We start from the raw sequence: 14,134 nt of genomic DNA on the forward strand, positions 1-14,134 counted from the left end.
CGGCTCGTTCCACGGTCAGAGTCGGGGCGGCGCTATGCGTCCCCGAACCTCACCGAACGAGATGCGGCTTCCGTTCGGTCCCGGCGCCGAAGCCGAGATCGTCACCTCGTCGGCATCCTCGAGGAATGTCCGTGACTGCCCGCCGATCCCCAGTGTTCGCGTTCCGCCGTCGCTGAGCTCGACGAACGCACCCCAGGTGTCGCGGTTCGGACCCGACACCGTCCCCGAACCGAACAGGTCTCCCACGCTGAGTAGGGCCCCATTAGCCGTGAGATGCGCAAGCATCTGCGCCGGCGACCAGTACATGTGCGCATAGTTCGGCCTCGACACCTCCTGTCCATTCCACGAGATTGCCATGTCCACTCGCAGACCCCAGTCCTGTGATCCACGCAGATACGGCAGCGGATCGGGATCCTGGACCGGCGTCGCTGTGCGGGCAGTGTCGAGAGCCGCCAAGGGCACTACCCACGGCGATATCGACGTGGCGAACGACTTTCCGAGAAAGGGACCGAGCGGCACATACTCCCACGCCTGAACATCGCGTGCCGACCAGTCGTTGAGGATCACGGCGCCGAAGACGTGGTCTGCGAATTCGTCCGGTGCGACGCGTTGTCCGAGCTCGGTGGCCGCGCCTACGACGAAGCCCAGTTCCGCCTCGATGTCGAGTCGGCGAGTGGGGCCGAACGACGGAGCGGACTCGTCCGGCTGCTTTCGCTGGCCGCACGGGCGGACGATGTCGGTTCCGGACACGACCACCGTGCTGGACCTGCCGTGATACCCGACGGGCAGGTGCTTCCAATTGGGCATGAGCGGTGGGGCGTCCGGTCGAAATATTCGGCCCAGGTTGGTGGCGTGGTGCTCGGATGCATAGAAATCCACGAAATCGGCAACCTCGAAAGGGAGATGCATCCGCACCGAATCCACGGGGTGGAACGCACCTTCGGAACGATCGCCGTTCTCGAGCTCGGTGACGATCGCCCTGCGAACCTCGTCCCACCTCGTCCGCCCCTGCGCCATGAACGCATTGAGTGACGGTTCGGCAAAAACTTCTTCACGCAGAACGGTATACAGATCCAGTACCCGATCACCGAATCGCACACCGACCCTCGGCGTGGTGCCGACTGTGGAGAAGATCCCGTACGGCAGGTTCTCGATGCCGAATCCCTCGCCGGGCTCACCTCTCACGAGGGCCGCACCACGCTCGGAACGAGACCCAGTTCGAGAAGATCTTCGAGCGGCTCGTCGAGGCTGCACGTGCCGAAGGAGTGGAAGATATTCCGTAGGCGCGCAATCTGATCGGCGCTCGAGTCGTTCAGTTCGGCAACCGTACTGTCTGAGTCGCGGTTCGCCAGTGCATCTGCGATCGGCTTCGCGGTGGCACCCTCGAGCGCTCGACGAGTTGCCACGAGAACATTGAGGAAGCCGTGCTGTTCGAAACCCGTCTTCGAGTCCGTGTGCCGTATGGCACGGTGTAAACCGCCGGTCGCCTTGAAGGAGACGCCCGACGCGACAAGGGCGAGAATCGACTCCGCCAATTCGGATTCGGAAGGATACGAATCCGCCGACGAACCGCCCGTGCGCAACTTCGCCCGATAACTCGTCCCGGTTACCGACGCAAGGAACTCCACGTGCCGATGTGCTCGGGGAATCTCCACGTAGACGTCTCGGTCGCCGAGGTCCAGTTTCTCGATAGTCGCGAAGAACTCGGGGGCAGGAACGTCTTCCGGATCGGCGAACTCCACGGCCACTACCGTGATGTGTGTCGACTTCGCGAACTGCTTCGACACCTCGACGCCGGCACCAGGGCCGTCCGGAAACGTGACGGCGACCTGCACGGACCCTTTCGACGGCGCCTCCCGGGCGAGTTCGCTCCATTTGGCGGCCGGCACGACGAGGGGACCGACGAGTGCCGCCCCTGCCGTGTCTCTACGGGCGAGGTGCTCCGCGAGCGCCACCTTCGTCTGGGCTGCGCGTGGCGGAAACATCGAGGCGTCGTCGCACAGTGCACGAAACAATAGCGGAACTGCAGTCATTTTCGGGGTCCTCTCCCTGACCAACTCCACGCATAATCCGGGTCTTGCACGGACAGTCCGCTTTCTCCCAAGCCGAGCGGACGGAACGTGTCGACCATTACCGCCAATTCGTCGAACCGCTCCACACCAACTCCCGCCTCGTAGGCGTGTGGTTGCGGACCGTGGGCGTAGCCTCCGGGATGCACCGACACCGACCCGAGCCCGATACCGGATCCCTTGCGCGCCTCGTAGTCTCCGCCGCAATAGAACATGACTTCGTCCGAGTCGACATTGGAGTGGTAGTACGGCACCGGTATCGCCAACGGGTGATAGTCCACCTTGCGCGGGACGAAGTTGCACACCACGAACTTGTCGCCTTCGAATACCTGATGGACCGGTGGCGGCTGATGGACCCGACCGGTGATCGGCTCGAAGTCGGCGATGTTCAACACGTACGGATACACGCAACCGTCCCAGCCGACGACGTCGAATGGATGCTCCGCATAGACGAGCCGGGTCCCCACCAGATCGTCGGATGCCCTGTGCTTCACCAGAACCGGAACATCGACCTCGGTGCGATCCAGCGGGGAGTCCGGGCCACGGATGTCTCGCTCGCAGTACGGAGCCGACTCCAGGAACTGCCCGAACTGCGACAGATACCGTCGCGGCGTACGAATGTGCCCTTCCGCCTCGATCACGTACGCCTGCAACGGCCCATCACCGGTCGGCAACCAACGATGCGTGGTCGACGTCGGTAGGTACACGTAATCACCGGTATCGACCTCGAGCGATCCGAACACCGTCTCGACCGTCGCCGAGCCGGACTCGACGTAGACGACCTCGTCCCCGGTCGAATTGCGGTACAGCGGAGAAGGAATCGACGCGGTCACGTAGGAGATCCGCACATCGCGGTTCCCCAGGAGGAGTCGTCGGCCGGTCACCACATCGGCGTGCGCCGCATCGTCGGCGGAGAACAGATCGTGCAGACGCAGGTGCCGTGGCCGGAGTGGATGATTGGGCGCGCACTGCTGATCGGGAAGGGTCCAGACCGTCGAATCGACGATCGCGGAAGGGACGTTGCGGTGATAGAGCAGTGAGGAATCGGAGGAGAACCCCTCTTCTCCCATCAACTCCTCGAAGTACAGCCGCCCGGCATCGTCACGATGCTGGGTGTGCCGCTTGGGCGGCACCGATCCGCAACGCCGGTAATAGGCCACGACCGGCCTCCTCGAAGGTGGACGATCCGGCGCCGGACTCGGGCGCCGACTGCACGACGCCGGACCAGGGCGCCGACTGCACTGTTCAGCCTAGTCACCGAAGGTCGGGTGAGGTCAGCGTTCGTAGCCTTTTCGCATGTCGTCGACTATGTGAGGGCGGTCGAGCGTGGACGGTTCCAGCCACAATCGGGGTCGGTCCAGGGGAAAGTGACTTGCCGCGGCGAGGGTCGGCTCGTCCAGGAATCGCAGTGGTGGCGCGTCCCGCGGGAGGCGCAGTTCGGGAGGCGTGTCCCCCCTCTGACCGAGAACGTAGCCCCAGTCGCCGAAGCTCGGCACCAGCACGTGGTACGGCGTCACGCTCAGGCCGGAGGCGTCGACTGTCGACACGGTGCGCCAGAAGGCGTCCGGTGTGGAATAGGGACTCCCAGCTTGGACGACCATCTTCCCGTCGGGTCCGAGTAGGGACCGTGCGAGTCCGTAGAACTCGCTGGAATAGAGGCGCCCCAACGCCGGAGTATCCGGGTCCGGCAGGTCGACGATCACCGAATCGAAGGCTTCGCCACGGTGTTCGCGCATCCACTTGAATGCGTCGTCGAGCACGACGTGCACCCGTGGGTCCATCAGGGCGCCCTCGTTGAGATCGACCAACCTTGTATTCGCGAGATCGATTACCGCCGGGTCCAGCTCGACCTGGACCACGTCGCGGACGCTGGGCAGCCGAAGAACCTCCCTGGCAGCCAATCCGTCTCCGCCACCGAGAATCAGGACACGTTCAGGGTCGTCGGCGACCGCCGGGTAGACCAGCGATTCGGTGTATCGATGCTCGTCGATGCTGGAGAACTGCAGATCGCCGTCGAGGAAGAGTCGAGTATCACCCTTTCGCTCGGTGACCACGATTTCCTGGTACTGCGAGCGCTCCGCGGCCACCACCGGGTCGGTGTAGAGGCGCTGCCGCGCCGTCGTCTCGATGTCGGATGCCCGTACCAGCAAGACCCCGATCAGTGCCGCTGCGAGAAGCAGCGCCACCACCGCAACGAGCCGGACCCGCAGCGTCAATTGGAATCTCAACAACACGAGTGCCACGATCGCGGCCGCTACGAGGTTGATCATGCCGGTGATTGCGGCGCCGCGAATCATCCCGACCGTGGGGAGCAGAACGAAAGGCCACAGAAGACCGCCGACGAGAGCTCCCGCGTAGTCGGCGGCGTTGAGGTTGGCCAACACCTTGCCGGCGTGCTCGGCGTCGTTGTCGGCTCTGCCGGATTGCAGCAGTGTCATCAGGAGCGGCACTTCGGCGCCCACGAGGATGCCGATGAGCGCCGTTGCAGCGACCAGGATCGCGCCACTCGAGCCGAGGAAGGTGAACGAGACGTACAGCGTCACCGCGCTGAACCCGCCGATCAGTCCGAGCAGGATCTCCACGACGACGAACGACACCGCGGCGTGGGAAAGCAACGGTTTCGCGGCGAGTGCGCCCACACCGAGGGCAGCAACGAATCCCGCGACGATCAGCGAGGTCTGAGTGATTCCGCCGCCGGTCAGGCTCACCGACAACGTGAGCAACGCGAGTTCGTAGATCAGTCCGCACGCTGCGCACGCCGCCACCGCAGCCAGAAGTAGTGCGCGGGCGCGGCTCCCCAGCGGCGGCACCGAAACCGAGGGCACCTCTTCGACGGCAGTAGTCACGAAACGTCAGGAAAGCGCTGCGGCATTGACGAGACCGACCGCGAACAGGCTGGCTCCGAGGGCCCAGCCGGCACCACACATCTTCGGCTCCTTCACGAGCGCGACGAGGTGACCCGGCAGAACGAGATTCATCAGGCTCAGGGCAGCCGCCTGGATCAGAACGCCGAACAACCCGTGGACCGCAGAATCCGCGAGGCCCTGGGCGATTCCGTCCGAGCTGGTGAGAATGGCGGTGACGACGATGATCGCAAGCGAAAGGTGGTTCGCACCGGCCAGGATCGCGGCGTTCGGGTTCTTGTCCACGTACACCTGGTGACGCAGATTTCCGGGTGTGAGGGCGTCGAGCGCGACGAACCCGATCCCGAGCACCGCGGCGCCCACGACGAAGTACGCGAGAGTGCCGAGGACTCCGCCGACGAGAAGAGTCGGATCGATGGTCCCGATCTCGGTGTCTGCTGCCGAAACGATGGTGCTCACGAATCATTCTCCGTTCGAGGTCGGCCGCCGGCCGTGGGCGTGATGTGGGTTGTCATTTGGCGCTCCCGGATCCGCCGCTTCCGCCGGCGCCGCCGGCGGGTGAGCCCGGGTTGAATCCCGGTCCGAGGAAGATGAAAGCGCCACCGCGGTAACCACCGTCGATATCCTCGACTCGGACCGTGCTACCGCCGCCCGATGCGGGCGAGACGATCACGATGTCGTCGTCGTAACGCAGGTATTCGTTGCCGCCGTCGGCTTGCCGGGCGGCAGGTGACTTTGCTGCTGCGATGTCCGTCGTCGTCGTGCCGACAGGGTCTTTCGAGGTGTAGATCTTGGTGTCGCCCTCGGTGCGTTGAAGTTGGTAGTTTTCACCGATGTAGTCGCGCACCGCATTTCCGCACGCGGCCGAGAACCCGAGAACGAGTGCGGCGAGCACTCCCACTACCGAAACTCGAACGATTCGACGGATCACGGCTCCCACCTGCTTCGTGTCGTCACGATCTCCCCACCCTTGTCGTTCGGATACAGATGCCAGGTCCGCCACGACCATCCTCGTGACGCCCTTTCGGCGGTCAGCGCGGTCAGTGCCGTTCGAGCGCCGGGAAATTCGGCGCAGATCCAGGAGGTGTCGTCGGACGCATTCGAACGCACCCATCGTGCGCACTCGTCGAACTCGATTCGACCGGCGCGCACCGTTTCGGACTCGAACCGGTAGTTTCCGAAGCTTTCTTCGGCGGGCAGGGCCCGCCCTCCGAAACCGATTGCATCACAGGACACTTGCTCGGACACCGCAGCGCCATCGACATAGGCGCTCACGACGTGGGACGCGCCGAGCACACCGAGACGCACGCCGGCACTGCCGTCTTCGATACACAGCTCGACGAGAGTCGGTGGAACTTCGGCGTCGACGACGAGTCCGAGCGATGCGGCCTCGACGTCCCGCGGGGCCACATCCAGTACGTGGACAGTCATTCGGGCGGCCCGGAATGGATGACCGACAATTCACCTCGAGTCACCGCTCGCCCGGTCGACACTTCCCACGACTGCGTGCGGGCCCAGCGCTCGAACGCCAGCAGGCCTGTCTTGTCCGCTGTTGCGTAGTCCGCGTAGTCGACGGTCCCAGACGGCGCCGTGCCCGTCGTGCCCTCGGCAGTGAACTTAGCCGTGCCCCGCTCGATCTGACGGTGAACCTTGTCGTCGAGAATCACGTCGCCGTTCGGCTCGAGGCCGGTGCCCTCGCGACGCATCCACAGCGTCATCTCGAGTTCGCCTTCGTCGTCTTCGACGGTGAGCCAGCGACGACCCGTGGAGCCGTCCAGCAGGTGCTCGTGCCAGATGTAGCCCTCTTCGTCGAGCTTGATCGTGCCGCGCACGACGTGATCGATTCCGGCGTAAGTGATGATGTCGCCCACCCCGATCTTGTGCGGGTCGTATACCTCGGGGTAGTCGGCCAGTGGGTCGACCCGGGCAGGCCTCTTGCCCTTGTTCGTGGAGCGCCCCCGCAGGGCGTACACCACGATTCCCGCGACTACGACGATGATCAACAGCACCAACAACAGCTCGGTCAAGAGTCACTCCTGGTCGATGGGTTCGCGGGGTGCACCGCACCCCGTACCCTACTGGCCGACCTCGACCTTTTCATCGGCCGACCTGCCTTCCCAGCCCGACTGCAGTTAGGCTACCCTGACCCACAATGTCCGATTCGTCACGAAGAATTTCAGCACAGGAGCACGCATGAAAGTGTCCAAGACGGCCTATTTGCGAACTGCGGGATTGGCGCTGATCACAGCTACCGCGCTGGTCGCCGGCGCGTGCAGCAGCGACAGCGGGTCGGAGAACGCGGAGGGGTCCTCCGGCACCGCGTCCGAGAGCGGCGCGTTTCCGGTAAGCATTCCGTCAGCTCTGGGTACCGCGGAGATTCCCGAGGAGCCGCAGCGCGTGGTGACCCTCGGTTGGGGCGCCGAGGATGCTGCCCTCGCTCTCGGTGTGGTTCCCATCGCGGTTCAGGACATGTCCTCGGACTCCGGGAGCGACGACGGTCTGCTGCCGTGGAGTCGCGAGACCCTCGAAGAGCTCGATCCCGACGCGGAGCCGACGCTGCTGAAGGCGTCGAGCAAGGAAATCCCGTTCGAGCAGATCGCCGAGTTGGCGCCCGACCTGGTGTTGGCAACGCACTCGGGACTGACTCAGGAGCAGTACGACAAGCTGGCGGAGATCGCCCCGACCGTGGCATACCCGGAACGCCGCTGGGCAACCAGCTGGGAAGACCAGATCACGATCGCCGGCGAAGCCCTCGGGCGTTCGGACCAGGCCGAAGAACTCATCTCCTCGACCAACGAATCCATCGCGAAGGTGAAGTCCGAGCACCCCGAGTTCGAGGGGAAGAACGTGGCGTTCGGTAGTGCCACCGAAGCAGGGTCGTTCAACTTCTACTTCGACACCGACCCCCGCATGAAGCTGCTGGCCAGCCTCGGTTTCACGATCGATCCACTCGCGCAGCAGTTGCGTGAGGGCGGCGACCCGACCAAGTTCGCAGGGCCGGTCAGCATGGAGCTCCTACCCACCTACCAGCCCGACGTGCTTCTGGCCTGGTACCTCGCCCCCGACATGCAGCGGGACGTGGAGAACCATCCGTTGTTCAAGGAGCTGAAGGCCGTAAAGACCAATTCCTACATCGGACTCACGGATCCGCCGCTGGTCTTCGCATCGAGCTCGCCCAACGTTCTCAACATCCCCTGGATGCTCGCCGAACTCACCCCGAAGCTGTCCGAGGCGGCGAACAACGTCCCACAGGACTGATGCTTCTCGCATGACGGGCACCACTACCGGGCCCGGTTGCCCAATCCGATCCGCGGCGACCGCCTACGCTGTCCTTACTCGACATCTGGACGGAAAGGCGGTCGCCGCGAATGGCCGACGAAACGAACTCACGGCGGTATTCACTGCGAAGTCCGTTCTTCTGGGCAGCCCCGATCGTTGCGGTCGGCTTCATCATGTCGCTCCTGGCCGGTCTGTACCTCGGGGGCATGCTCGACCCGGTGAACAATCTCAACAAGTTCCCGATCGCACTCATCAACCAGGACGAGGGCGATACGCTCCCCAATTCCGATCCGCCCGAACACCAGAACTTCGGTGACGAAATCGAAGCCGGACTACTCGACGGGCTGGACCCCGAGCAGTTCGACATCAGACAGATCGGCATCGCAGAAGCCCGATCGGAACTGAGCAAGGGCAACCTGTACGGGACGATCGTGATCCCCAGCGATTTCACCAAACGCACGATGATCCTCGCCCAGGGCGGTGTGATCCCCGGTGACATCGAGCAACCCATCATCACCGTGCAGACCAATCCGCGCGCGGGAACCGTCGCGGCCAACATCGTCGACCAGGTCGGCGAACGGGCGCTCGGCCAGGTGAACACCACGATGGGCGAAAAGCTCACCAAGATGGTGACGGACGAACTCGCCGCCACGGCGCCCGATCTCGAACTGTCCGGTGCGACGAGCATTCTGTTCGAGAATCCGATAGAGGTGCGCACCGTGCAGTACGACCCCCTGCCGGACGGCACCGGATTCGGTCTGTCCGCCTTCTACTACGCGCTACTCATCATTCTCGCCGGTTTCACCGGAGCCACGATCATCAATGTACTGGTGGACGGCATGCTCGGCTTCCTGCCCACCGAAGTGGGCCCGCTCTACATTCATCGAGAGCGGGCCGATTACACGCGCTTCCAGACTCTGCTCATCAAGTGGGCGATCATCACCGTCATGGCGCTCATTGTGTCCGCGCTGTATCTGTGGATCGGCACGGCTCTCGGTATGCCCGTGAGCAATCCGCTTGCGCTGTGGGAGTTCGGCGCGTTGGCGATCACGGCCGTCGGAGTCACGTCGATCTCCGTCATGGCCGTGTTCGGCAACCTCGGTCTGCTCATCAACCTCTTGGTGTTCATCGTGCTGGGTCTACCTTCGTCCGGCGGAACGATCCCGATCGAGGCATCTCCACCACTGTTCGGCTTCCTCGCCGAATTCGAGCCCATGCATCAGGTCTACATCGGGGCCCGCGCGATCCTGTTCTTCGGTGCGCAGGGCGACGCAGGGCTGATTCACGCCGTGTGGGTGACACTGCTCGGCCTACTCGTCGGACTGCTCGTCGGTGGTATCACCACGATGGTGTACGACCGTCGCGGACTGCACCGCAGAATCCTGACGAAGGAATCTGCCGACGCGTGAGAATCGTCGTCGTGCCCGCCAATGGGGAAGGCACCGAGGCGGTCACCGTCCGCTGCAAAGACGACGGCACGGCGGTCGAGGCACCGAGGCAGCACTCGGACCTCGCCGGCACGGTACGACGGTGGGAAGCGGCCGAAAGCCCTCGCTGGGTGTGGTCCTCGACCGGGTCGATCTACCCACGCCTGCTCGACCGAGGTGTGCGTGTACTGCGGTGTCACGACCTCGCATCCACGCGCTCGGTTCTGAACATGCGCGACGGCATCACCACCGAACCCACACCCGAACCGGTCGATCGACGCGAGGGGCTCTTCGACGCCACTCCCGAGGAGAACCCCGAGGACGTTCTCACCGAGTTCACTGCACAACGACGTACCATCGGTGCTCTTCCCGAATCCGACAGGCGCAGAATCGAACTGCTCCTCGCTGCGGAATCTGCAGGAGCCCTCGCTGCCGCCGAGATGAGTCACGACGGACTCCCGTTCTCGTCCGCAACGCATCTCGCCTTCCTCGAAGAGACGCTGGGACGTCGTCCGACCGGGTACGAACTGCCCTCACGAATCCAGAGCGCCGTCGATCGGATCGGGTCGGCGTTCGGCCGGCGGATCAATCCGGCGTCCCATGCGGAGGTCATCGACGCGTTCCGGCGGGAGGGCATCGAACTCGAGTCGACCCGCGCTCACCTTCTCCGCGAGATCGATCACCCGGCAGTCCCGCTGTTGCTCGAGCACCGGGACCTCTCGAAGCTGTACAGCACGAACGGTTGGAACTGGCTCGAGGATTGGGTGCGCGACAACCGGTTTCGGCCTGTCTACGTACCGAGCGGAGTTGTATCCGGACGGTGGGCGAGCCGTGGTGGTGGAGCATTGCAGATCCCGAAGGCCCTACGGAAGAGCGTTGTTGCCGACCCAGACCATACGTTCGTCATCGCCGATGCGGGGCAGCTCGAACCCCGCATCCTCGCAGCAATGTCCGGCGATCCCCGCATGGTGACGGCCGCCGGCGCAGACGATCTGTACGCACCGGTCGCCGCCGAAGCATTCGGTGGTGACCGCGCCAAGGCGAAAGTGGCCATCCTCGGCGTCCTCTACGGCGCCACGTCCGGCGACGCCAAGCACCTTCTCGCCTTGTTGCGCCGAAGGTTCCCGCAGGCAGTGCAGTACGTCGAACGTGCCGCGTCGGCGGGAGAGCGTGGCGAAGTCGTCCATTCGTGGCTCGGGCGTGCCTGCCCACCTGTGGCGGACTCGTGGTGGTCACACGGTGACGCCCGGGCCCGTGGCCGCTTCACCCGAAACTTCGTCGTGCAAGCCACCGCCTCCGAATGGGCCGGCTGCCTTCTCGCGGACCTGCGCCGAAGACTCGCAACCGAGTCCGACAGCGAACTCGTCTTCTTCCAGCACGACGAGGTCGTTGTGCACACCCGCAGTCCCGAAACTGCTGCCGTGCACGTGTCCGAGGCTGCGGAGAGCGCAACGAGACTATTGTTCGGCGAGACGAAAGTGCGGTTTCCCATGGAAACCATCGAGCGCGAGTGTTACGCCGAGCCGATCAGACCCGACGCCGAGCCGTCCACGTCCTGATCCAGATGAATCGAGTCCGCAGGACCAGCCTGGAGTAGCCACTCTCTTCTTGACTCAGCGCCCGGTCCATTTCGGCTCTCGCTTCTCCGCGAATGCGGTGGGTCCTTCGATTGCGTCCTGGCTGCCGAATACGATTCCAGCAGCGGACTTGTTGAGCTCTTCCCAGATCGGAGCGTCCCATTCGGATCCGTAAGCGGCCGAACGATGAATCACCCGCTTGCTCTGCTGCACCGACAGCGGAGCGTTCGCGGCGATGGTTTCGGCAAGTTGGACCGCCACATCCACCGACGTGCCGGAGGGTGCGACACGGTTGACCAAACCCCACTGCAACGCGGTGTCCGCCGACATGTGCTCGCCGGTCAGCGCCGCTTCGAGTGCGATCTTGAGCGGAACCTGACGAGGCAGTCGCATGACTCCACCCGCGGCGGCGAAGAGCCCCCGCTTGACCTCGGGCAGCCCGAGCTTCGCGTTCTCGTCGATCACGGCAAGGTCGCTCGCGAGCACCAGTTCGGTCCCGCCACCCAATGCGAATCCGTTGACCGCGGCGATCACCGGTGTGTCGACGTAGTGGCGCACCATCCCACCGAAGCCCCATTCCGGATGACCCACGGGGTTGATGTCCTGGCCGGCGGCGATCGCCTTGAGATCGGCGCCCGCGCAGAAGCCACGACCGCTGCCGGTCAGGACGATGGCGCGAACGTCGGGGTCCTGGTCGCATTCGTCCAGACGGTTGCCGAGCGCAGTTGCCAGGTCCGAGTTCATCGCGTTCATGGCCTGTGGGCGGTTGAGCGTGATGATCGCGATGTTGCCGTGTCGCTCGACCAACGTGACGTCGTTCTGATCTCCCATGACTGTTCCTTCTGTTTGCCGAATGTCGTTACCCCGCCATTCTGACCACGGTGGGGAGTCAGGGCTGGAAAACGATACGACCCACCGTCGAGCCTTCGCCGAGACGGCCGACGCCGTCCGGCAGATCGGCGAAGGCCAACCGTTCACTCACGAGCGGCTTCAGTCCTCCCGCGTCGGCAAGCCTCGTCAACTCGGCGTGGCAATCGTGGATGGCCTGCTGGTTGTACTGCTTGTACAGGCCCCAGTGCAGGCCGATGATCGAATAGTTCTTGATCAGCGCGTGATTGAGGCCGGGCGTAGGGATCGTTCCTCCCGCAAAACCGATCACCAGGATGCGTCCCTCGAACGCGACGCACTTGGTCGACTTCGCGTACGCGTCACCACCGACCGGGTCGTAGATCACGTCGGCGCCGCGACCCCCGGTGAACTCCTTGACGATCGGAACGAAATCCTCGCTGTGGCGGTCGATCACGAGGTCCGCGCCGAGCCTCTTGCAATACTCGGCCTTCTCGGGCCCACCGACGACACCGATCACCTTTGTGCCGGCAGCTTTGCCCAACTGCACGGCGGAACTTCCCACTCCGCCTGCAGCCGCATGTACCAGCAACGTCTCGCCCGGGAGCAGCTTCGTCCGGCGATGCAGCGCGAACCAGCTCGTCTGGTAGCCGATGCTCAGCGTCGACGCTTCCGCGTCGTCCAGGGAGGCCGGCGCATGAAATACGTTCTCCTCGTCGAGCACCGTCATCTCGGCGAACCCGCCGAGTGGCAGATTGGGATTACCGATCACCCTGTCACCCACCACGAACCGACGCCGTCACCGACCGCTAGTACCTCGCCGCACAGTTCGACTCCGGGAGTGAACGGCAGCGGCGGCGTGATCTGGTATTTGCCCCTGCACAGCAACACATCTGGGAAGTTGGCCGGCGTTGCCAACACCTTCACCAGAATTTGTCCCGCTTCCGGAGCCGGATCTGCAAGCTCTTCCAGGTGCAGTGCGGTGCGTGGTTCACCGAGTTCGTGGACGCGCCATGCCTTCACATTCATCAATCCTTCGGTCCACCGGCGACATATACGACCTGGCCGGACACGAAGCCCGCTCCTTCACTCGCGAAGAACGATGCGGTGTGGGCGATGTCCTCGGGCTGCCCGACCCTGTTGACCGGAATCTGCGACGCAGCCATGGCCTTGAAGTCCTCGAAATTCGCGCCCACACCTTCGGCAGTTGCCGCGGTCATCTCGGTTTCGATGAACCCCGGTGCAATGGCGTTGGCGGTCACGCCGAACTTGCCGAGCTCGAACGCGAGCGTCTTGGTGAATCCCTGCATTCCGGCCTTCGCAGCGGAGTAGTTGACCTGGCCACGGTTGCCGAGCGCAGAGGTGCTCGACATGTTGACGATGCGGCCGAACTTGGCGTCCACCATGTACTTCTGCACCGCCCGTGACATGAGGAAAGCGCCCCGCAGGTGCACACCGAGCACCTGGTCCCAGTCGTCCACGGACATCTTGAAGAGCAAATTGTCCCGCAGGATTCCGGCATTGTTGACCAGAATTGTCGGAGCTCCGAGTTCTGTGGCAACTCGTTCCACCGCAGCGGCGACGGACGTCTCGTCGGCAACGTTCGCGCCGACGGCGAGGGCTTCACCACCTGCCGTCTTGATTGCGTCCACTGTTGCCGCACAAGCGGCTTCGTCGAGGTCGAGTACGGCCACGGCATACCCGTCGGCAGCGAAGCGCTTCGCAACAGCCGCACCGATTCCGCGCGCCGATCCGGTCACGATCGCGGTCCTACGTTCCTGGCTCACAAGTCCTCCTGAAATGTTCTCGGTTGGAAATCGGTCTAGATTCCTGCTTCGTCGGCAATCTCTCGCGCCGTGCGAACCAGAGCGTCGATCCTCTCGACAGTCGGTGTGCCCGCTGCCGCCTTGTTCTGCGTTTCGTCCATGCCGCGGCGCAGGACGCCCTCGGCGATCACTGCGATCTTCCACAGTCCAAGCGCATGCCAATACTTCGATGCCTGTGGGTCTCGGCTCGTCTCGTCCAGATAGATCCGAGCCCGTTCGGCGCGGTCCGGCCGGTGAGATCCGAAA

General features: G+C 64.0%; 13 protein-coding genes and 2 pseudogenes. 3 read left to right on the forward strand and 12 right to left on the reverse strand.

Annotated elements, in window-relative coordinates:
- Nucleotides 1-15 precede the first annotated feature (15 nt).
- From fahA to ACFWO3_RS05245, 8 genes are all read right to left on the reverse strand, one after another.
- Nucleotides 16-1,185, reverse strand: a complete 1,170-nt coding sequence (gene fahA, locus ACFWO3_RS05210) for a fumarylacetoacetase (protein ID WP_378574495.1) — start codon at nt 1,183-1,185, stop codon at nt 16-18.
- Nucleotides 1,182-2,033, reverse strand: coding sequence for a hypothetical protein (locus ACFWO3_RS05215; protein WP_378574497.1), 852 nt, complete (start codon nt 2,031-2,033; stop codon nt 1,182-1,184). Before ACFWO3_RS05215 ends, fahA begins: the two co-directional genes overlap by 4 nt.
- A complete protein-coding gene (locus tag ACFWO3_RS05220) occupies nt 2,030-3,229 on the reverse strand; it encodes a homogentisate 1,2-dioxygenase (RefSeq protein WP_378574499.1) in 1,200 nt (399 codons plus the stop codon). Before ACFWO3_RS05220 ends, ACFWO3_RS05215 begins: the two co-directional genes overlap by 4 nt.
- Before the next feature lie 114 nt (nt 3,230-3,343).
- On the reverse strand, nt 3,344-4,915 hold the full coding sequence (locus ACFWO3_RS05225; RefSeq protein WP_378574501.1) for a polyamine aminopropyltransferase: 1,572 nt from the start codon (nt 4,913-4,915) through the stop codon (nt 3,344-3,346).
- A gap of 6 nt (nt 4,916-4,921) precedes the next feature.
- Nucleotides 4,922-5,392, reverse strand: a complete 471-nt coding sequence (locus ACFWO3_RS05230; protein WP_378574503.1) for a DUF350 domain-containing protein — start codon at nt 5,390-5,392, stop codon at nt 4,922-4,924.
- 52 nt (nt 5,393-5,444) lie between these two features.
- Nucleotides 5,445-5,873, reverse strand: a complete 429-nt coding sequence (locus tag ACFWO3_RS05235; RefSeq protein ID WP_378574505.1) for a DUF4247 domain-containing protein — start codon at nt 5,871-5,873, stop codon at nt 5,445-5,447.
- Nucleotides 5,861-6,364 (reverse strand): DUF2617 family protein, encoded by a 504-nt coding sequence (locus ACFWO3_RS05240; RefSeq protein WP_378574507.1) that lies wholly within the window; start codon nt 6,362-6,364, stop codon nt 5,861-5,863. Before ACFWO3_RS05240 ends, ACFWO3_RS05235 begins: the two co-directional genes overlap by 13 nt.
- Nucleotides 6,361-6,960 carry a DUF4178 domain-containing protein gene (locus tag ACFWO3_RS05245; protein WP_378574509.1) on the reverse strand — a complete coding sequence of 200 codons (600 nt, stop codon included), beginning with the start codon at nt 6,958-6,960 and terminating at the stop codon, nt 6,361-6,363. The genes ACFWO3_RS05240 and ACFWO3_RS05245 overlap by 4 nt, the downstream gene beginning before the upstream one ends.
- A gap of 166 nt (nt 6,961-7,126) precedes the next feature.
- Here ACFWO3_RS05245 and ACFWO3_RS05250 point away from each other — a divergent pair, with 166 nt between their 5' ends.
- The 3 genes from ACFWO3_RS05250 (at nt 7,127) to ACFWO3_RS05260 (ending at nt 11,198) form a co-directional block, all read left to right on the forward strand.
- Entirely contained in the window at nt 7,127-8,191 is a 1,065-nt protein-coding gene (locus ACFWO3_RS05250) for an iron-siderophore ABC transporter substrate-binding protein (RefSeq protein ID WP_378574511.1), read from the forward strand.
- Between the two features lie 110 nt (nt 8,192-8,301).
- The gene (locus ACFWO3_RS05255; RefSeq protein WP_378574513.1) at nt 8,302-9,621 is read left to right on the forward strand and encodes a YhgE/Pip domain-containing protein; all 1,320 of its coding nucleotides are present in this window, start codon (nt 8,302-8,304) and stop codon (nt 9,619-9,621) included.
- Nucleotides 9,618-11,198 (forward strand): bifunctional 3'-5' exonuclease/DNA polymerase, encoded by a 1,581-nt coding sequence (locus ACFWO3_RS05260; protein ID WP_378574515.1) that lies wholly within the window; start codon nt 9,618-9,620, stop codon nt 11,196-11,198. The genes ACFWO3_RS05255 and ACFWO3_RS05260 overlap by 4 nt, the downstream gene beginning before the upstream one ends.
- A 54-nt stretch (nt 11,199-11,252) precedes the next feature.
- Here the strand turns inward: ACFWO3_RS05260 and ACFWO3_RS05265 are convergent, their stop codons facing one another.
- The 4 genes and pseudogenes from ACFWO3_RS05265 to ACFWO3_RS05280 form a co-directional block, all read right to left on the reverse strand.
- Complete coding sequence (locus ACFWO3_RS05265; RefSeq protein ID WP_378574517.1) at nt 11,253-12,047, reverse strand: crotonase/enoyl-CoA hydratase family protein; 795 nt, start codon at nt 12,045-12,047, stop codon at nt 11,253-11,255.
- A gap of 58 nt (nt 12,048-12,105) precedes the next feature.
- Nucleotides 12,106-13,085 (reverse strand): annotated as a pseudogene (locus ACFWO3_RS05270) (NADPH:quinone oxidoreductase family protein).
- A gap of 5 nt (nt 13,086-13,090) precedes the next feature.
- Nucleotides 13,091-13,849, reverse strand: coding sequence for a 3-oxoacyl-ACP reductase FabG (gene fabG, locus ACFWO3_RS05275; protein WP_378574519.1), 759 nt, complete (start codon nt 13,847-13,849; stop codon nt 13,091-13,093).
- 35 nt (nt 13,850-13,884) lie between these two features.
- A pseudogene (locus tag ACFWO3_RS05280) lies at nt 13,885-14,118 on the reverse strand (phosphotransferase family protein); the annotation flags it as partial.
- Nucleotides 14,119-14,134: the final 16 nt, after the last annotated feature.

The sequence above is a fragment of the Rhodococcus sp. NPDC058521 genome, from assembly GCF_042719695.1.
Classification (GTDB): Bacteria; Actinomycetota; Actinomycetes; order Mycobacteriales; family Mycobacteriaceae; genus Rhodococcus_F.